General features: G+C 55.9%; 21 protein-coding genes. All 21 read right to left on the bottom strand.

Features of this window, described 5'->3' with window-relative positions; translation table 11 throughout:
* Positions 1–185: 185 nt before the first annotated feature.
* Positions 186–647 (bottom strand): hypothetical protein, encoded by a 462-nt coding sequence (locus AC3WPZ_RS03680; RefSeq protein ID WP_492438251.1) that lies wholly within the window; start codon positions 645–647, stop codon positions 186–188.
* Positions 644–814, bottom strand: a complete 171-nt coding sequence (locus AC3WPZ_RS03675; protein WP_492438249.1) for a hypothetical protein — start codon at positions 812–814, stop codon at positions 644–646. The genes AC3WPZ_RS03680 and AC3WPZ_RS03675 overlap by 4 nt, the downstream gene beginning before the upstream one ends.
* Positions 811–978 carry a hypothetical protein gene (locus AC3WPZ_RS03670; protein WP_492438247.1) on the bottom strand — a complete coding sequence of 56 codons (168 nt, stop codon included), beginning with the start codon at positions 976–978 and terminating at the stop codon, positions 811–813. Before AC3WPZ_RS03670 ends, AC3WPZ_RS03675 begins: the two co-directional genes overlap by 4 nt.
* Positions 979–1,457: 479 nt before the next feature.
* Positions 1,458–2,678 carry a hypothetical protein gene (locus AC3WPZ_RS03665; protein ID WP_492438245.1) on the bottom strand — a complete coding sequence of 407 codons (1,221 nt, stop codon included), beginning with the start codon at positions 2,676–2,678 and terminating at the stop codon, positions 1,458–1,460.
* Positions 2,679–2,737: 59 nt separating this feature from the next.
* The gene (locus AC3WPZ_RS03660) at positions 2,738–3,004 is read right to left on the bottom strand and encodes a hypothetical protein (RefSeq protein ID WP_492438243.1); all 267 of its coding nucleotides are present in this window, start codon (positions 3,002–3,004) and stop codon (positions 2,738–2,740) included.
* Between the two features lie 8 nt (positions 3,005–3,012).
* The gene (locus AC3WPZ_RS03655) at positions 3,013–4,629 is read right to left on the bottom strand and encodes a hypothetical protein (RefSeq protein WP_492438241.1); all 1,617 of its coding nucleotides are present in this window, start codon (positions 4,627–4,629) and stop codon (positions 3,013–3,015) included.
* A complete protein-coding gene (locus tag AC3WPZ_RS03650; RefSeq protein ID WP_492438239.1) occupies positions 4,629–6,128 on the bottom strand; it encodes a hypothetical protein in 1,500 nt (499 codons plus the stop codon). Before AC3WPZ_RS03650 ends, AC3WPZ_RS03655 begins: the two co-directional genes overlap by 1 nt.
* Before the next feature lie 60 nt (positions 6,129–6,188).
* Positions 6,189–6,593: a phage tail fiber protein gene (locus AC3WPZ_RS03645; RefSeq protein ID WP_492438237.1), complete on the bottom strand. Its 405-nt coding sequence runs from the start codon at positions 6,591–6,593 to the stop codon at positions 6,189–6,191.
* Positions 6,594–6,626: 33 nt separating this feature from the next.
* A complete protein-coding gene (locus tag AC3WPZ_RS03640) occupies positions 6,627–7,016 on the bottom strand; it encodes a hypothetical protein (protein WP_492438235.1) in 390 nt (129 codons plus the stop codon).
* Positions 7,017–7,119: 103 nt separating this feature from the next.
* Entirely contained in the window at positions 7,120–10,992 is a 3,873-nt protein-coding gene (locus AC3WPZ_RS03635) for a TipJ family phage tail tip protein (RefSeq protein ID WP_492438233.1), read from the bottom strand.
* 24 nt (positions 10,993–11,016) lie between these two features.
* Positions 11,017–11,661 carry a tail assembly protein gene (locus tag AC3WPZ_RS03630; protein ID WP_492438231.1) on the bottom strand — a complete coding sequence of 215 codons (645 nt, stop codon included), beginning with the start codon at positions 11,659–11,661 and terminating at the stop codon, positions 11,017–11,019.
* Positions 11,636–12,394 carry an NlpC/P60 family protein gene (locus AC3WPZ_RS03625; RefSeq protein WP_492438229.1) on the bottom strand — a complete coding sequence of 253 codons (759 nt, stop codon included), beginning with the start codon at positions 12,392–12,394 and terminating at the stop codon, positions 11,636–11,638. The genes AC3WPZ_RS03630 and AC3WPZ_RS03625 overlap by 26 nt, the downstream gene beginning before the upstream one ends.
* Positions 12,391–12,912 (bottom strand): phage minor tail protein L, encoded by a 522-nt coding sequence (locus AC3WPZ_RS03620; protein WP_492438227.1) that lies wholly within the window; start codon positions 12,910–12,912, stop codon positions 12,391–12,393. The genes AC3WPZ_RS03625 and AC3WPZ_RS03620 overlap by 4 nt, the downstream gene beginning before the upstream one ends.
* The gene (locus AC3WPZ_RS03615; protein ID WP_492438225.1) at positions 12,912–13,259 is read right to left on the bottom strand and encodes a phage tail protein; all 348 of its coding nucleotides are present in this window, start codon (positions 13,257–13,259) and stop codon (positions 12,912–12,914) included. Before AC3WPZ_RS03615 ends, AC3WPZ_RS03620 begins: the two co-directional genes overlap by 1 nt.
* Before the next feature lie 9 nt (positions 13,260–13,268).
* Positions 13,269–15,347: a phage tail tape measure protein gene (locus tag AC3WPZ_RS03610; RefSeq protein ID WP_492438223.1), complete on the bottom strand. Its 2,079-nt coding sequence runs from the start codon at positions 15,345–15,347 to the stop codon at positions 13,269–13,271.
* A complete protein-coding gene (locus AC3WPZ_RS03605; RefSeq protein WP_492438221.1) occupies positions 15,250–15,750 on the bottom strand; it encodes a phage tail assembly chaperone in 501 nt (166 codons plus the stop codon). The genes AC3WPZ_RS03610 and AC3WPZ_RS03605 overlap by 98 nt, the downstream gene beginning before the upstream one ends.
* Positions 15,713–16,108, bottom strand: coding sequence for a hypothetical protein (locus AC3WPZ_RS03600; RefSeq protein WP_492438219.1), 396 nt, complete (start codon positions 16,106–16,108; stop codon positions 15,713–15,715). The genes AC3WPZ_RS03605 and AC3WPZ_RS03600 overlap by 38 nt, the downstream gene beginning before the upstream one ends.
* On the bottom strand, positions 16,108–17,016 hold the full coding sequence (locus AC3WPZ_RS03595; RefSeq protein WP_492438217.1) for a phage tail tube protein: 909 nt from the start codon (positions 17,014–17,016) through the stop codon (positions 16,108–16,110). Before AC3WPZ_RS03595 ends, AC3WPZ_RS03600 begins: the two co-directional genes overlap by 1 nt.
* Positions 17,017–17,060: 44 nt before the next feature.
* On the bottom strand, positions 17,061–17,468 hold the full coding sequence (locus AC3WPZ_RS03590; protein ID WP_492438215.1) for a phage tail terminator-like protein: 408 nt from the start codon (positions 17,466–17,468) through the stop codon (positions 17,061–17,063).
* On the bottom strand, positions 17,465–17,773 hold the full coding sequence (locus AC3WPZ_RS03585; protein WP_492438213.1) for an HK97 gp10 family phage protein: 309 nt from the start codon (positions 17,771–17,773) through the stop codon (positions 17,465–17,467). The genes AC3WPZ_RS03590 and AC3WPZ_RS03585 overlap by 4 nt, the downstream gene beginning before the upstream one ends.
* Entirely contained in the window at positions 17,773–18,096 is a 324-nt protein-coding gene (locus AC3WPZ_RS03580; RefSeq protein WP_492438211.1) for a hypothetical protein, read from the bottom strand. The genes AC3WPZ_RS03585 and AC3WPZ_RS03580 overlap by 1 nt, the downstream gene beginning before the upstream one ends.

Raw genomic sequence — 18,096 nt, 5'->3', positions numbered from 1 at the left:
GAGCCTGATCGGCTGACATCTTCTGTAGTGTCTGAGCGGATGGTGGCGGGTTCTGTGGCGGCTTGCGCAGAGGGTGTTCGCCGTTGTTCAGCGACCAGATCAAGAACGCAGCATCAGGGGCATGTAGCTCCCCCGAAAGCTGACGCTCCCGAATTTCCTCTACCAGCTTCCAGATTTTCGACTGCTCACCCGGTGGCGGAGGCTTGTGCGCCATCGTCGGCCCCGAACTCCCAATCCTCTGCAAGAGGTTCGTCAGGAATTCGCTTACGCAAACGATCTGCAAGCAACTCGCCAAGTCGGATCGACGCTGCGGATTCCTCTGATGTGTCGATGACCCAAAGGTACTCGTGTGCAGCCTCAAGGAACTCGTCGTCGCACTCTGCCGACCCGTAGTCGTGCCCTTTGATCTCAAAGAAGTAGCCCGGCACCTCGTTGGGGTGGAGACGTCCACTCACATGGACATCGATATAGAGGTCACGAACTCGGTGCTCATGTGCTGTCATCACCAAGGCAACTCCACGTCTGCGCCACTCACTTTGAATGTGCTTGGTGATGGGCCAATCAAGTTCGCCAAGGATGGCGATTTGGTCGGAAGTGGTGAGCAAAAGCCCACCCTCGCCATTGCTGGTTTGGGTGGGCTGGTTCATGCAGCCTCCTTGTGGCGAACGCCTTCAGCGTCATGCGCATCCTCGATGGCGGGTGCCACCTGTTCGAGCAGTTCGCCACCAGCGTCAAAGTGCGTGGATACCTCGCGTTCCTGTGCAAGCGACGCCTTCAGACGCCGTGCCAGTTCTGCAACTGATTTGAAGTTCATGCTGCCTCCTTCAGCTGGTCGAGCAGCTGCTTGGCGCAGGTGATGCCTTTCGCCACCGCCAGACCCTTGGTGAACTGCGCCAGCTGCGGGTGCAGGGCGCGTTCTTCCGCCGCCAGCGCAGCGAGCTTTTCCAGGAAGGCGATGAGGTCTTGGTTCTTGTCCATTAAAATACTCCGGTCATTTCAGTGTGAATCGCCGTCAGCGGGATTGCTGCTCGGCAAGAGGTAGGCGCAGTTCTCCCCGGCTCAGAAGGTGTGCGATGTTTTCGAGGCACGCGCACACCGACTGACCCAAGCATCTCCACGCTATTGAGGGGTCTGGGGTAGGTTGACTGGTTACTTCATAGGGCTCCTTTCAAAAAATGTGCGGTCAGGCGGAATAGATGGGGGCTGTTCTTGAAAAATCAAGTGCGGCCCTTTTCTTTTTCTGCGCCGTTCGTCGCGTGCTTGTCCATATAGGGAGCCCTTGGCGATCCACAAGGGCCGAACGGTGTGTGAACGGATTCCGGGCCCTTGTTTTGAGGCACTTCCGTGCACCAAAGAGCAGACTGCATGCACCCAGATGCAAGAAAAGGCACTCTGGGTGCCTCTGGGGGTGATGAAAACGCGGTTGTGATGCAGCTATCACAACCGCTTGAACCGGGTCACGGTATGTGCGGAATCTGATGGCCGTTGACCAGGGCGTCGATGATCTCTTGCGGAAGAGGCTCGCCAGCTGGAACCTCGAAGACGATCTCAGGTGCCGTGCCGATGTCGAACACGATCTGTTCACTCTCACGTCGCACCTCGAAGGTCTCGGATTTCAAGACCTGATCGAAGACCCCGTTTCCAAGGTTGACATGCTCGTACCAACTCATGGTCAGTTGGAACACCCCTGGCTCGACGTTGACAATCCGAATCGTCACCGTCATGCCAAGCACCATGGCAACGTCGGCTGCAAGACTACGAATGCGCCTTAGCGTCGAAGTCGTCAGGCCTTGGATGCTCGCAATGCTTGTGATGACCGAGCGAACGCGTTTCATGTCAGCCGTCAGCGTAGATTGCTGGACCACTGCAACGCCCATTTCACGCATGCGACGTAGCGAAGCGCTGTAGGTCTCTACCTGTTCGATCAAGGCGTGAAGCCCACGCTTACGCGCAAGCTTGTCAACCTCCATCGCTGTTGCCTCGTTGATCTGTGTCGCTACCGCCTTGAGTCGAATCAGGTCTGTTTCGTCAAGGACAAAGACCTCTGCGATTGAAACGCTCTGCGCACGTCTGCGTGCTAATGCTGCATTGACACTGCTTGATTCAGCGAGCGCCACGATCAGCTGCAACGTCCGACCTACCTTAGCATTGACGGCCTCAAGCTCGGTGATACCCGCCGACATCTTGCGCGCTCGAAGCAGGCTAGTGACCGTTCCTTCAAGCTGATCGATGAGCACCTTCATGCCTCGATTGCGTGTCAGCGAGACGTTGAGAGTCAAGGCCGCATCGATTGCCGCTGTAAGGTAGATCGCAGTGCCGACCATGATCTCGATAGACATGGTTAGCGTTTGGCCGATGTCAGCTGAAATGCCACGAGCACGCAGAAGTGCTGCAGCTACGTTGAAGTTCTGAGCAACGGTGGACGCAGTGGCTCTGCTTCGAGCGATAACGATATCCAGCGTTTCAAGCTGCGCGATGTTCGCCGCCACTTTCTTCTGTTTCCTCAGTAGTGCGACAACGTCATAGCCCTCATTGACCGTAGCTGCAAGGCCAAGCGCTCGGGAGATTGCAGCGGATAGGACAGCCTCTTCACTGATGCTGGCCGCCACGGCGCGCTTGCGGTGAAGAGAATCAGCGGTGAGCGAGGAAGTGGAGTCGAGCAACGCAGCGAGCAGCACGGTTCGGCCGCTCAACAGCCCAGACAGTGGGGATGAACTGATCGGTCCGAATCCAAGCATCACACGTCCTGTGCGTCGTCGAACTCGACCAGCGTTTTCAGATGGTCGTAGATGTCTTGGAACAGGTTGTTTTCGCTGTTCGGTGTATCGACGACGTATTCAAGAATGCCCGCTGGTGGCTTGCCATCTAGGCGTGCTTGTGCGTCCTTGTAGATGCCAATCGAGGCATGCAACTTCTCACGGTCACCCGCAATGGTGTTGATCTTGAAATATGCGTTGACGATCTCGATTCCAGAGTCGGTGACAAAGTCTTTTTGAAGTGCCATGGTGGTCCTTATGGGTATGCCCAGAAGAGGGCAGAGTTTGAAGGTGGTGTCCCGCTGCTAGGCGTGAAGTCAGCTTTGTAGGCTGTGCTGTCTCCTACTGGCGTGGTGTGTACAAACCAGAAGTCGTAAGGTGTTCCAGTGGTCAACCCGGTCACAGTGGTGAAGAATTGAAGACCTATGTCGGTAACACTGATGCTCTCTGCGGCAATGGCGGAAATGCCTGCGCTGTTCTGGCCTGCTTTGATCTGCGTGACGCTTGGCGTGTCGCCGTCAGCAACGCACACCATGTAGAGGGTGCCCATAAACTTGTTAGTCGTGACCTTCGGAGTACCTGACGTGGTCGAAACCAGATCAACTGCCTGTCCTGTCAACGTGGCAGGCGTGTCAGCGCGAAGCTCAACAGTGATCGATGCATACCCCGAGGAAGTGCCGCCAACGGACGCGTTTGTTGCAGACCAACTTGTTCGACCACCATTCGAGTCATGCCATGCTGCCTCGTCCGTTGCGTCAGAGACGGAGACGCGATTGGTCATGCCGGACGGCGCAGTCTCGATGGCCACGTTTGTTGAGCGATGACCCGCCATGCCAGCAACCCATGACGTTCCGTCGGTGACTGCCATCGTCAGGGCCGGGAACGAAATCGTGGTAGATGAGCCGGATGTTGAGTTGATGCCACCAATCGGATTGTCAAAGTCGAGTCCGCGGTAGACCGCAACAATCGTAGATGTTGCATTCGTCCAAGTGCCAACGGTTTCGCTGGTAGTCAATGCGACCTTCACGGACACACGAGCAGAGTTCGTGCTTCCCGATGCGGTCGTCAGGCTAGAGTAGTCACTGACGTTTGTTGGGGCCGTGGTGTTGCCATCACGGTAGGAGAAGACGAAGATGAAGTCGCCTACTTGGTGAGTAGGCATCGTCGCAGTGGTCGTTCCAGTAGCGGAGCCAACGAAGGTAATGCCGGGTCCAACCGGCGCTGACTTGAAGCTGATGAGTGAGAGCGCAGACGCGTTCGTCGTTTGTGTCGTCGCGCTCGTAGTCGAGGAACCGGGAGAGTTCGCTTGACGCAAGCGAGCGTACACCGCATATGCCGCAGTGCTCTTGCTAGTCAGCAGCGACGTGTAGCCAGACTCGTTACCCGGGTAGACATCCGCCGCGATAGTGTCAAGACGCATATCTACGGCAAACACCAAACCAGTCGTTTCGCTGTTTACCGTCGCCGTCCCAGCAGTCGCACCGGTTCCAGTCGCACCAGTGGTGTCAATGCCGAGAACTGGTGTTGTTGGGTCTACACCCTGCACAAAGCAAACATAGACGCCCGTGCCAGCGAGCGTGTGTGCGTTGTCCCAAACTACCGTAATAGTCTTGCTCGCTCCAGTGCTTGTTACAGGTGCATATGCGGCAAATGTGGCTACCGCAGTCGGTGTGGAATTTCGGTCAGAGGAGGTCCACGTTCCAGTAAAGTTGCCAGAAATGGAGGCAAGCCCACCCGCAGTGACGTTGTCACCTGAGCAGACGCCAAGAACTGCAACGTACTCTGCGCCAGCAGGCACCGTCAGAGAGATCGGTGACGGCGTAGCGGAGGTACCGAGGCTGTAGAAGGCCGGGGCTTCGACAAATGCTGCCATCACGCAAACCCGATAGCAGCTTGACCCCAGTAGGACGTGCCGTCGTACTTGAGCGTGATGATGTCGGACTTGCCAACAGCAGTGCTTAGCGTCGGAGCCGTATCGCCAACCCACTTGATCGACGGCCACGTGACCGTGTAGCTACCTGATCCGCCTTGGACAATGCGCAGCGTGTAGGTGACGCCATCGACAGGGTTGCTTAGGGTGAGCGAACCGCTCGATGTCAACGTGCGTATCTGGTTCTGTCCGTTGTTCCAGTTGATCGTTCCTGGCGCACCAGAGCCAGCGCTGTACCAAGCAGATGCAAAACCAATGGTCGATTGCAGGACAGACCCTGTGAATGACGCTCCACCAGTTGTCGAGACGTTGAACGCGCTGGAGCCACCAAACGTGTTCGTCCCGCTTGATGACGTGAACGCGCCACCTACAGTGAGCGCTGACGTGTTGACGGTACCCGTGAAGGTTGGTGAAGCGAGGAACGCAACTGTCTGAGTCGTGCCGTTGATGCGGATGAATGCAGCAGAAGATGTAGTCCAGAAGTCGCCGTTGACTGGAGACGTTGGAGCAGTTCCATGTGGAAGAGTGATTGAGGCAGAGCCCGTAGCAGATGCCTTGAGAACCACCTTTGAACCAGATAGGTCAATCCCGCCAGTGGTCGAGACAGTGAACGCGCCAGAGCCGCCAAACGTGTTCGCACCATTCGAGGATGTAAAGGTGCCAGGAACTGCGAGCGTTGAAGACAGCGTCAGTGTCGGGTTGCCAGATACGCCGTTGCCGTTCGATAGGTTGATCTGGTTGGTAGTGCCCGTGATCGTGCGTTGTGCCCATGCGTCTGTGCCCGTGCGGACCGCAAAGCCTGTAGAGGCCAAGCCTTCTAGGGCCGCAAGGTCGTTCGCCAAATCAATGGTGCGTGAACCAGTCGTGGTGATTGCCGATCCGCTGTCCGAGACGGTAATACCTGCGGCGGGCTGGTTGAGGGTTACTGACGTAACCGTGCCAGTGTTCGCTGTGAGCGGACCTACTGTTGCGCCGTTGATTCGGACGTAGAGACCTGCAGAAGTGGTCCACATCGCGCCGTCTGCTGGGATCGTGGGTGCCGACCCTGGTGTCAGCATGAAGTTCGCAAGCAGTCCTGGCGCAGCTACCGAAATCTGCGCATTGAAGGTCTGAGTAGTCGTGAAGGTGTTGGCCTTGTCTGGAAGAACCAGGGCCGTTGCAGGCACCGTGAGGAAGATGTCCTTGCTGCCTGCAGACCAGCTGATTGCAGACCCTGTGCTCGAAGCAACCAGGGTCGTGCGAGTCAGCGTGCTCGGAGAACCGACCGTGTGTGTGCCGAGGTTGACTTCAAAGTTGGTGCCATCGGTCACGCAGTAGTACACGACACCACCAGCGATGGCCGTATCGAACGATTGGTGTCCTGCTTTGGCACCAGCTAGGCTGTAGGTGCCCGTGCCTGTTGTAGTTGTCGTCTCAAGGACGCGATCAGCGTATACCGCCATGTGTCTCTCCCTTTAGTTGTCTGATGCCGGAACAGGGCTGCATTGGCCCTGCCTTGTTCATCAGCTCAACGTCATGTCGAGTTCACCCGGTGCGATAGACAGCGTGTCGCCTGCCGTTGCGGACTTGGCTACAGTGATTGCACCGAACGACAGCATGTTTCCGCTGGTCGATGCGTCGTAGATGACTACGTGTGTGAAGTTCGCACCAGACAGCCACGTAGAAGACGCTTCAGGGAAGGTGATCGCGCTGGCATTTGAAGTAGCACCTGCGGATGCAGCTGCCCAGGTTGCGCCAGAGGTTGTGACTCGTGCGTATCCACCACCAGATGGTTCAGTGACGTTGGTACCTGCTGCGGTCGGCGTGGTCGTGGACAGTCCGATGTGAACTGCCGTTGGCATCGTGAAAGTTGTCTTGCCGTTCTGGTGGTCGAGCAGCTTGTTGGCTAGGTAGGTTGATGCTGGCATGGTGGCTCCCTTTTTGTTTTTGTAGGAATGGGATCAGCGCGTTACTTCACGCTTGACGATGAATGCGCCTTTTGGTCCGGCCAGGACGTTCAGGGCTGGTGAGATCAGTTCGAAGTCGTAGACGCCTTCAAAGGTGTCCTCGACAAATCGGTGTGCGGCAATCTCTGCGGTGTCAGCTGGATCGAGCGAGAGCTTGTAGCGACCGGTCGCTGCATCAACCCAAGTGACCTTACCGTTCTGCAACGTGCAGTTGATGAGGGCATCACCCTTTGCGGAATGAGAGGCACGCACCTGCATGCGGATGTCGTATCCGCTCATGTCAATCGCCATTCCTTCATGCGTCGCAGCGAAGTACAGTTCGACTGTCTTGCCCTGCTGAACGGTGATGTCGAAGACTGGCGCTTCTAGGTTGACTGTTGCCATGGCTCTTTCTCTTGTTGTTGCCTGCGTTATTTATTCGCCGACGAGAGGAAGAGCAGACAAAAGAAAGAGCACCCCAAGATGCCCGTGCCAACGCCGCGTGCGATCAGATTCGGATTTCTCGACCGAAGTACGAGCCCGAGAGCCATCCAACTTGGAGTTCGATCACAGACGCTCCAGCCGAGTTGTAGGTCTCAAACTGCCACTGCAACGAAACGCGATAGGTGCCGGCGGGAATGCCGGTGAGAACATGCGTCAGACTCGCAGGGATGTTGTATCGAGGGACTGTGCCGTTTACAGGTGTCGCCTGCCTTGAATCGGTGACAGTGGAGTACGGGGACGAATAGAGCACTGCATTAGTGGTTGGGTGTGTGAGTGCCAAGCTGTACTTTGCCCAGCACCAGTGAAGTGTTGAACCAGACTGGCGTATGTCGAAGAAGCCTGTGAAACCCATCTGCACAGAACCAGTTCGCAAAGTCGTAATCGTCGGACCTGAAGCCGTTCGGCCTGCGATTGCGGAGCCACCGAAAACGAACATCGATTCGACGGAAACAGACGTGACAACGTCTTGCGTGAAACCATTCAGGTAGAGGTCTGTACCGTTGTCAACGATGTTGCGTGACGAGGTACCGAGAGCGAAGCGGCCATCACCGTAAATGCGAAGGCCCGCACCCGTCATGGACGTACCGGAGATTGCTGGGCTTGCGCCAAGGATTGCTTCACCAGCTGTAATCGTGCCAAGGTCGCCGCTGATGGCCGACAACTCCGTGACGTTGATCTTGGAAGCCACGACCGCACCCGCTGCGAGGTTGTCGGTCTCGACTGCTGAAGCAGCTAGCTTGCCAGCAACAACCGAGTTCGCCTTAAGCATGTCAGCCGAAATGGTGTCATCACCGGGGACTACTAACGACCATTCGCCAGCCTCATAGGAATACAGCTTCTGGTCCGTGGAGAGGAACACCACGGCAGGGCCGTCGTAGCCGACAGGATCGGGGAGTACGTCAACCTCTGGAATACCTGGGGTTGGTAGTGCTTCGCTGCTGAACTCTGCGGAGACGTTGAGGCCATCACCATCAAGTGGCTTGCTGAAGTCATCGTAGCCAGCCAGCTTGTAGTAGTACGTCGTGCCAGGAGGGACGATGTCTACGAACGAGTTGGTGAGCGAGTCGAAATGCAGGTTTGCTTCGGATGGACTGAAGCTGCTCGTTTCCGACCGCCAAACCATGATGCCCTTGACATCTGAGTCAGTCGGGCGGTTGAAGCGAATGTGTACGTTTCCGATCCCTGGTGTGGCGGTGATGTCCTCAATGGCCGCAGGTACAGGGTTGGAGAACGTCACCGTTGCAGGATCGCTGAGGTTGCTGTTCGTGTCACGGCAGCGCACTTGGACCTGCACAGACCGGCGTGGGCCACCGTCCGCAACGCTCATGCCCAATGGGTAGGAGAACGTCTGCAGTGCGCCCGCTGAAACAGGAGCCACGTACACGATGCGAAGAACATCGGTCGTGACGGTGTCAATGAACTTGACTTCAAAGTCTCGCAGCGTGGTTGTCTCTACTTCGGCGTTGTCTTCCGAGTTTCGCCATTGGAAGTTGAGGTCAAAACCGGTGTAGGTCGATCCACCACCGATCACCTCTAGGTCTTCTGGTGCGTGAAGAACTGAAACACTGCCCCCGTTGGTGTTGATGGAGTAGCTACCTTCTAAGGATGGCCCTGCATTACCTTGCAGCGAGATGCCGTAGATGCTGACCTCATAGTTGCCACCTCGCGCCTGCTCGATGGTGTACGTAGGCGCTGAAATGACCTCATTGATCCATTCTTCCAGCCCAACGCGGTAACGCATGACGTAGCGAACAGTGACACCCTGGCTTGGTGGTAGCCATGACATCACCAGCGAACGCCGCATACCGGCAAGACCGTCGTTGGCGTCAACTACCTGCACTTCACGGAACACAAGTCCGGTCGGTGCATTCACCGTTGTAGGAGTCGCATTCGAGAAGATGGGTGCAGGGATGTCGATACCTGTTTCAACGCGGCTGTACTTGTTCGGATCGTGTTCGACGGCCTCAATGTTGATGTTGTTGTCTTCGCCCTGGTTGATCGCAAGAATCTTGAACTGACGTGGCTGCGCGGTCGTGACAAGGATGTAGTCAGCGTATGGGAGAACGTCCTGGCTGAAGGCTTCATCGATTGTGAATGTGTCGGTGGTGCCCGAGGTCTCGACGATGTTGCGCTCTTCGATGGTGACTCCGTCTGCCAACTGAACTTGGATCGTTGATCCGAATACCAGCTCAACAGGGCGGTCAATCGTGACAGTAGTTCCGTCTACCTCGATGATGCGGCCAGAGCCCGCCTTGTCCGTGTAGTGCTCGTCATAGACAAGAACGATGTCGTTAGGCTCAAGGTCGAAACCGTTGACGGACATCTGCCACTGACCAACCATCGTCTGATTGATTTCTGTGTCCAGCAGCCAACGGCCGTGTCTGATAGCCTGACCTTCAGTCGTTGCGCCGAATGCAGCGACATCGACAGGGTTGTAGCCGTAGATGTTCTGAGCTTCCTCAAGCGCATCCTTCATCGAACCCGTAGTTGTCGAAGCGTCAACCGTCGTGATGCGTTGAAGGTGGCGGTCCGCTCGGTCGTTGAAGGTGACGTTGACGCCAGTGTGTCGCTCAAACAGACTCGTTCCGCGATAGGTGAATCTGCCGTTGATGACGTTCGCATTGGTGATGAGGCGAATCGGGTCAGATGGTCGGTCTTGGAGAACCTTCAAGAGACCGTTCTGGTAGACCAACGTTGCACGCATGCTGCCTGCTACTTGCTGTAGAACGCCGAAGGCTTCCTCTCTCGATGCAAGAACTGCGTTGAATGTGAATCGAGGCTCCGTGCCGAAGCCAACGCCGCTCGGTACTAGCTCGTCGCTGTAGACAGCTGCGTCGTAAAACGAGAAGGCATCAATCTGGCTCTCGCTGATGAACTCACCGAGTCCGTAGCGCTCGTTCGTCAAGAGGTCGTAGAGCACCCATGCAGGGTTGTCAGACCATTCAATCTTGAAGGTTCCATCCCAGATCCCGGTGTAGGCACGGGTCGTCGTGTTGTAGTTCGTTGGAACCTTGAGCTTGACGCCCTTGACCAAGTAGGATCGATTCGGGATCTGGTTGCCGACCGTCTCAGCATCGATTTCCAGTGCGACATACGCCGTGTTGTTGTACTTGAGGACTTCGAGCGCGGGATACTGAATCTCGGTCACACGAGACACAGCGATTGCATCCTTGGTAGAAGCTACGTTCGAGTCAGCGGTTAAGCGTGTGACACGCCAATCGAAGGTGCCTCCTGCGGCTGGCTCGCCGATGCCGAACTGACGCTCATATGGAGTGGTGGTCTTTCCAGAGATCGTGTAGTCCTGCGCCCAAGTCCATGCGCCACTAGATGTCGCCTTGGTCTCAATGCGGAACGAGACTGATGCGCCGTTTAAGTCGCCGTTCGTTACGTCTTGGGAGTAGAGGCCTTGAGGCAGTTGGATGGTGATGCGAACTGCGCCAACTGCTGCGTCTGATGTGGTTCGTGTCACCGGACTTCCGTAGATGACAGGCGAACCCACCATCGTCTCTGCTTCGACACCGCCGAAGCCATTCATTGCTGGCTGATCGGGCAGACCAACTCTGTACGCCCATGCAGATCGAGGGAAGTTCGATCCGCCGCTTGAGTTCACCAACGGGGTGCCGTTGATGTAGATACCGCGCGCGCCGCCTGGAATGCCGACGATTTCACCTTCGCCAATCACGTCCAAGACACGGACGACTGCCGCTGAACGCAATGTGTTGGGTGCTTCGATTGCAGATCGCGCGCCACCTCCACCACCTTTGCCGCCTCCAGCGCCCTTCAGTTCCTTGTGTTCGCTGCCGCCTTTGTGAATCGTGATCGTGAACTTGCCGTCCTTGATCTGAATGCTTTTGTTCTTGTTATTCTTCTTGCTCATTTGTTCTTCTTCTCCCTCGCGCTCTTATCCGAATTGCCAGGTCTCCGTAGGTGGGATGCCGTAAGGCGGTGCTGATAGCTGTGTGGTGCCGTAGCCGTACTCTTCGACCACTACGCCAGCTGCGATGACTACTGACCCTGTGGTGTGAATGCCGTAGACAACCTGCACCGGGTACCCTTGCTCGACGACGTTGACTGCGCCGTTGTAGAGATACGAAGGGTTTTCATCTGCTCGTGCCGAGCCCGATCCAGTCTTTGGAGATGGAGCAAGCGCTTGGGCAATCGCACCGATGGCGAACGAGACAGCGAGGTTGATCGTGATCGTGGCCAGCATGGTTGCCGTGGCCGCAGATGCTCCGAGCCACGTGAAGAAGGCGTACAGACCTTCGGTGATACCTGCGCCTTTGACAGCTGGAACGATGTGGATGTCAGTTGCCCAAGGTTGCATCGGGAACTGGACAAGGTCGGGGGTGAGTGCCTTGAACTGCGTGCGTTCAGAGTCGGTGAATACGATGCTCATTTCCGGGTACTGACGCATCACCTTGCGAAAGTTCGGAACCTGACTTCTGAGGGCATTGAACAGCTGTGTAGGGCTGTCAACGTCGAATGAGAGGGATGCGTGGCCTGTTCGCTGCTTTAGTGCTTCATGGAAGTGGACTGTTCTTTTCATTGGGTCTCCCTACGTACCTGACGGCTCTGACGATGTGCCGCTTCCATTTGTCAAGGCGGTCTGCGCCGCTTAGACGGTGGAACATGTGGTGAAGAATTTCGTTTGGGCCGGTGATGACAGCGGCATGGTTCGTCACTGGTGAAGCGACTTTCATCATCACGCAGTCGCCGATGACTGCGTCCTTGAGATCAATAGGCACGAAGCCGACTTCAGCAAAGTTCTTCTCGTAGAGGTCTTCGCCTGTAAACCACCACTCCATGCCTCTTGCGAAGTTTGGTATGTCGATCTGTCTATTTACACGGAACCAATCTCTGATGAGGCCGTAGCAGTCGCGGACGCCATGGACGAAGTCCCTGCCGACAAGCGGTGGAAGTGAGTCGTCGAGCCACACCATGTCAGTGAGGCCTTCACCATCAGTGCCGACGATGCCCCATGGGATCGTTCCATCCATCCAATAGCGCATGTCATGAGCGGAAGGCCACTCAGACGGCCACTTCGGTGGATCAAACTTGCTGTACGGGTGTGAATGCAGGAACGCGTGTATGACACCCAGAGCCTCAGCTTTCACGTAGTCAATGGGTGTTACATGAAAGGTGGTCAGAGGCTCTGGTGATGAGTTCTTCACAGGATGGAACTCATCACCAATGATGAAGCCGCATGCCTCTTCTGGGTAGCATGCAACGACGTGGTCTTTGAAGTCGTTGAGCGCTTTGGCGCAGAGGGCGTAGCTCATCTAACACGGTTCCTTGACACGCCGGGGAAGCCCTTGTCCTTGTTGATCTGACGCCTCGGAATCCGCATACCCATGCGGTCGATGATCGACGTGAGCTGCCATGTGATCTGCACGTCATCGTGGGACGTAAGCTGCTCGATCACGTAGGTGCTAGGTGGGAGGAACTGGGAACCGTCCTCGTCGCTACCGCCATCAAGGAACTTCGCGAAGGTGCAGATTCGGGTGAAAGTGGCTCCGATCAGATGCTTGTTCGCAATGATCGTGCTGAGCATGTACTTGTTGACGTTGGCGACCGTGACTGTGGGCTTTGGTGGACTACCAGCTGAAGCCACGTCCCACCCGCTTACGGCCATCGGAATGCCGATGTAAGGCACGCCGTTGAATGAGACGTTACCGCCGTTCCCATCGACGTTCGGAGTGAATCGGAAGACACCAGCGCCGTAGTTGGTGGCGTCGAGGATGTAGAGGTAGACGAGGCCTGAGGTTTGGTTTAGCTTTTGTAGCTCTGGCTTGATCATTAGAAGTACTGCTCCACGTTGAAGGTGATGGTCGAATGGATGCCGGAAGTCCAGGACTCCGAGTAGCCGTCATCAGTGATTCGCCAACGCTTCTCCGTGCTGTCTCCGTGGGCTGTCCAAGTGAGGTAGTCGGTGGTGCCTACTGCATCCAGGACAGGAACCACAACTGCCCGTTCTGCTTCATCAAGGTTTTCGTATGTGATGGCCCAGAGCCCGAACTTGCTGTTGGTTCCATCAGCGACGCGCTGCTTGTAGCCACCGCCGAACTGAGCTTCCTTTGCGCGTTCTTTCTGCGTTCGAGAACTGGATTGGCTGATGCGATCTGAAAGGGGCATGACTTGAGGCATGTCTTCTCCTTATATTGGGTTTAGCAGTCCACCTTTTCGAGTGGCGCTTTGGATTTCCTGGCGGGCAAGGCCGCGCACAGCGGTCACCATCTCCGTGCTGATAGCCTTGCCAGTCTCAGCATTGGTGTTGCCGCCTTGGACGTTGATGGTGATGACGTTGTTCTGAACCATGCCGCCACCGCTGCCACCTGAAGCAATGACGCCAAGCTGACCTTGAGCGTTTCGCTTGAGTGGAAGCACTCCTTCTGGGCCAGCTTCACCGAGCACGCCAACGCCGCCTTTGTAGCCATGCATCGTTGGCCCGTCGAAGACGTTGCCCTTTGCTGACTTGAGGACACCTGAAGTACCGAAGGCGTTACCGTCCTTGGAGAACAGGCTTGCAATTGCGCTGCCCCATCCGCCGCCTTTCATCGAGTCCATCAGAGGCTTGATGATCTTCAGTTGAATGATGAGACGCGCAATGTCTGCAAGCATTGCTTGCACGAGCGTGTTGAAGTTGAGCTTGCCGGTCGTTGCGAGGCTGACGAGCGAGTCCTCTAGGCCCTTGAACGCGGTGTCTGCGACACGGGCCATGATGTCGAATTCATCCTTGGCTTTCTTCGTGCCCTGTACCGTCTCGTCGATCTGGCCTTGAATCTTCAGCCACGCTTCATAGAGCACTTCCGCCTTCTCGGGGAACTGAACCATGAGGTTTTCGATTTCCTTTTGCTGGCGCTGGTACTCAACGAGCGGATCACCCATGCGGACATACACCGCAAGCAGCTTCTCCAATTCGAGCCGCTGCTGCATGAGGTACAGGTTGTATTGCTCTTCCCAATCAAGGGCGTCCTTGTCAGGTCTGAACGTGCCGCTTGAGAACTCCTTTTCCTTCTTCTCTTTCGGTGGCTTGATCGGTCCACGTGCTGCGCGATCACTGCGGGACGGTGCATCGACGATGCCACCGCTGTCTGAACCCCACATGCCAACAGTTCGACTGTTTGCTGTGCTCCAGATTGCAGCGAGGTCTTCTTTCAGCGACTTGAACGGATCAAGGCTGCGCGTAGCAATTGCAGCGAACAGGGCACCGATGCTCTTGCCGACTGACTGGATTGCTGCGTCAAGCTGAATGAAGATGTTGAACAGCGCACGGATGGGAACCATCACGAGGTTCGCTGCGAGTTTGATGCCTTCAAAGGCAATCTTGACTAGGCCGCCGTTCTTGTACGAATCAACGAGGGCGTTGATGAGGCCTGTGAATGCTGGGACAACTTCAGCAACCAGCTGGGAGCCGACCACTTGTAGGATGTAGCTTGCGCCATCCATTGCGTCGTTGTAGGCTGCGGTCGCAGCCTCACCATCCTTGCTGATGCCAATGCCACGCGACTGCATGTCGTTGTACATCGCCATCGCATCAGCTGCTTCCTTTTGACGGAAGATGGTTTCCTTCCATGCGCTACCCAACGCCAACTGGAGCGCCGCTTGCTCTTCGATTGAGATGTTTCCTGACTTCACCTTGTCGCCGTACTTCTCAGTCAGATCACCGAGCACCTTTAGCGGATCGTTCGCCTTGCCTGCGTTGATGCCAAGACGCTCAAGGGCGGTGTAGGCCTTGTTTCCTTCTTCATCGGCACGACCAAGAGCTTTAGTGACCTTCTCAATGTCCTTCTCATAGCCTGCGATGCCGCCTCTGCCTTGAAGCTTTGCGTCGAGTAGTGCGACCTGGGATGCCGAGTAGCCGAACTGTTCACCCAACTTGGTGATTTCATCCAGCGTTGCGGTGAAGCGGATTGCAGCGAGGATGCCTGCTGAACCTGCCAATGCCGTAAGTGCGGTGCCGGCGATGAGCGTCGTTCCTGCGATGCTGCCAATGCCGGTTGCGAGGTTGCGGACAGAAGCGACGGCATCAGCTGCACGCTTCTTCATGTTTTCCAGCTGGCCAGCGACTTCGCCAACTGGTCCACCTAGAGCGCCAAACCCTGAAAGCGTATCGTCGAGCTTGCCTGTTTCCTTGTCAGCCTTTTTTGCTGACTCGCCTAGGTGCTGGACTGCTTTGTCGGCCTTCAGGACTTGCGCGAAGTCCACTATCGCCTTGATGTTGTATAGATCCATGTGACTCCCTCTTCTTGTTCTTGTTTTCTTCCGTCTCAATGAGAATCGTGTCCATGCGCCTCAAGGTCTCTACCTCCCAGCACCCAAATGATTCGCCCATCAAGTCCCTGTAGGCCTTGATTTCGAGGTACGTGATTGGTTGCGGACCTGCAAAACCCGAAGAGCGTGTCTGCGTGAGGTCGTTGAAAATCTTGACGAGGTGGAGTGACACGGGGTCAAGATCAATGCGCTTGATCTGCTCTTCGAGGTCGGTTGTGTCCTTGCCGACCTTCTTGTATTGCTTTATCCAGCTGGCGATGTGCTTGCGCTTCGAGATGCCCTTGGCGTCCGGTGCGTCAAGCTCAATGTTCGTGCGAACAAACTGCTCAAGCTTCTTGGTCGCTTTTACGAAAGAAGTTGGCACGCTGCCCGATGTAGGCCTCTACCTGTTCACGGATGTACGCTGTGCCAGGGTGCCCGATGATCCAGCGCGCAGCCTCAGGGCTGTAAGGGATCGCAGTGCCGTCGTCTTCAGTGAAGTCTTCCCAACCGACGACACACGCGGTCATCATTTCGAGGTTGCCGTTTTGAATCTCGTCAACCGATGGCTTCGTGCCAGCTGCATCATGGGCGAGCATGAGCGTTGCGAACTTCTTTGACGCGTCCTTGAACTGTCTGCTGTCCTGACCAACGACGTGAAACTTGAACTTCGCTGTCTCACCATTCGGGAGAGTGAAGCCCAGCTTCTGAGTGATGGGCGTGATACTTGCAATGTTGAACATTAAGCAGACCTCGTGATAGACATGGAGGTTGCTGCCGTCGAGTCATAGACCGCTTCAAAGCCAAGTTCGAACATGACTGGGCCGGTGTCGGATCGCTGAATCGTTCCGGACGTGTACTTGACCTTAGGGAATGCGAAAGTCAGGGTCTCTGCTGGTGAACCTGCGGAGAGGACCACAGACAAGGTCGAGTCCGTGTTGTTGACGAACTTGTTGTAGAGGGCGAACGAGTCGCAAAGGCCGGTGATCGTGCCGGTGACGGATACGCGACCCAATGACAGCGAGTGGTAGGAGGTCGAGCCGAGAGCGTAGTTGCCGGTGATGTTGTTGTTCAACTCAAACGAGACGGCGCTGAGATACGCAATCGGGGTACCACCTTCAGAGATCGTGCCTTCTTCGTGGAAGAATTTTGGTTTGGTGGTGACAGCGGTTGGTGACGCGTCAATGGACGATCCAGAGAAAGCAGTAGCGCCAGCACCGAGCAAGCCGAATGTTGCGGTGATGAGGTTGTCAGTGTTGATTTCTACAGCGAACGTGTTGAACGTCATGCCGTTGAAAACGCGGTACTGGCCAAGATCGACGAAGCCTTCTTCGATTGCGTAGGAGCGCTTCGTGTTGCCGACCTTGAGCACGTTGGTTGCCCAGGTGCCACCCATGACTGCTTGCAGGAAGTCGTCATAGTTGTCTGCAACCATTTCGACTTGCAGTTCACCTTCCGCACTGAGGTTTCCACGTCGTGCGTCCGACGTCTGACGGTGCGAATTGAGCGATGCGCTGGATAGCTGAGTGGCGTTGAGGTCACCAGTGAAGTCAACAAGCTCGATAAGCTGTGTGTTTGGTGAAGCCGGGGTTACGCCGAAAACTGTTTCCGCAACGAATGCGTACTGGCGTGAGTTGTTTGATGCGGTCATTGAGGGGTCTCCCTGTTTTTCGTGTTTTTATTTATCGAACTCGATCACCCAATGACATGCCATGTCACTGTTACCGGTGCCTGGTAGAAGGGTTCATGACGTGAACCAGCTTCGCGCCCAGCACGTTGAATGTGGACGGTGATGCCGTCGTGCTCGATGCGCATGCCGCGTTGGAAGTGGCCTAGAACGAGGTCAACAAGGCCGTTTGCAGCATCGACACCGGTGTCCTGAGGGATGAAGAGATCGATCTGATACAGACCACTCAACATGTCTCGCCCGGTCACTCCTACAGTCCTCTGCTGAGGCTGAGAAGGTATTAGGGTGGCTCTTGTGAAGGACTGCCCCGTTTTGAAGGGTGCACGGGTGTTCTCAAGCTGAACTTGTGGGATGCCGTCGAGTGCAAGCAAGTGAGCGTCGAGTGCCTTTTGGATTGGGGTGATGCTGATGTTCATTTCTTCTTGGCCCTCTCAGCTGCGATAGCCATGATTTCGGGCATCTCAAGCAGCGTGGCGCGCAGCATCCCGCGTGGTGCTTGGCGGTCGGTGCCGTACTCAACGTGTTCTGCGTAGTCCGCGGTGTTGTAGATTTCGACGTCTGATTGACGCTTGATGGCACCCCAGCTGTTCTGTAGGTGTCCGGTGCGGACAGGCGTTCGTGCCTTGACTCGCACCATAAATTCAAGAATCACTTCCTCTTGGAATTTGCGTCCACGGTTGTTGAGGCCTGCAAAGACCTTGTCGATTTCACCGTTAGCCATCACGACACCTTTAGGATGTAAAGGACCGTGGTGGTCGAAGGTCTTACGACTTCAATTTCTATGACCGTCCATTTGTCCTTGTCTGCGCTAACGATGTCGCCTACTGCGGGCGCTTTCATCAAACCGCTCAGGTACAGCATGCGTTCCGTTGCAGTTGACTGTGCGCGGTAGGCAGAAGAGGTTGAGGTCTCGTTCTGCTTCTTGGTTTGGTCGAACACGCCAACCGCATAGCCGACATGAGAACCAGCGCGTGTGAGCTTGACGCTCAATCCGAAGCGCTTGATGAGTTCATGCGTGTTCTTGGTGATCTGCGCGTAGTCCAA

It is taken from the genome of Hydrogenophaga sp. FW305-3-2-15-A-LB1 (assembly GCF_058787875.1).
The sequence above is the reverse complement of the archived record's forward strand: the minus strand, read 5'-3'. Positions and strand labels throughout refer to the sequence as shown.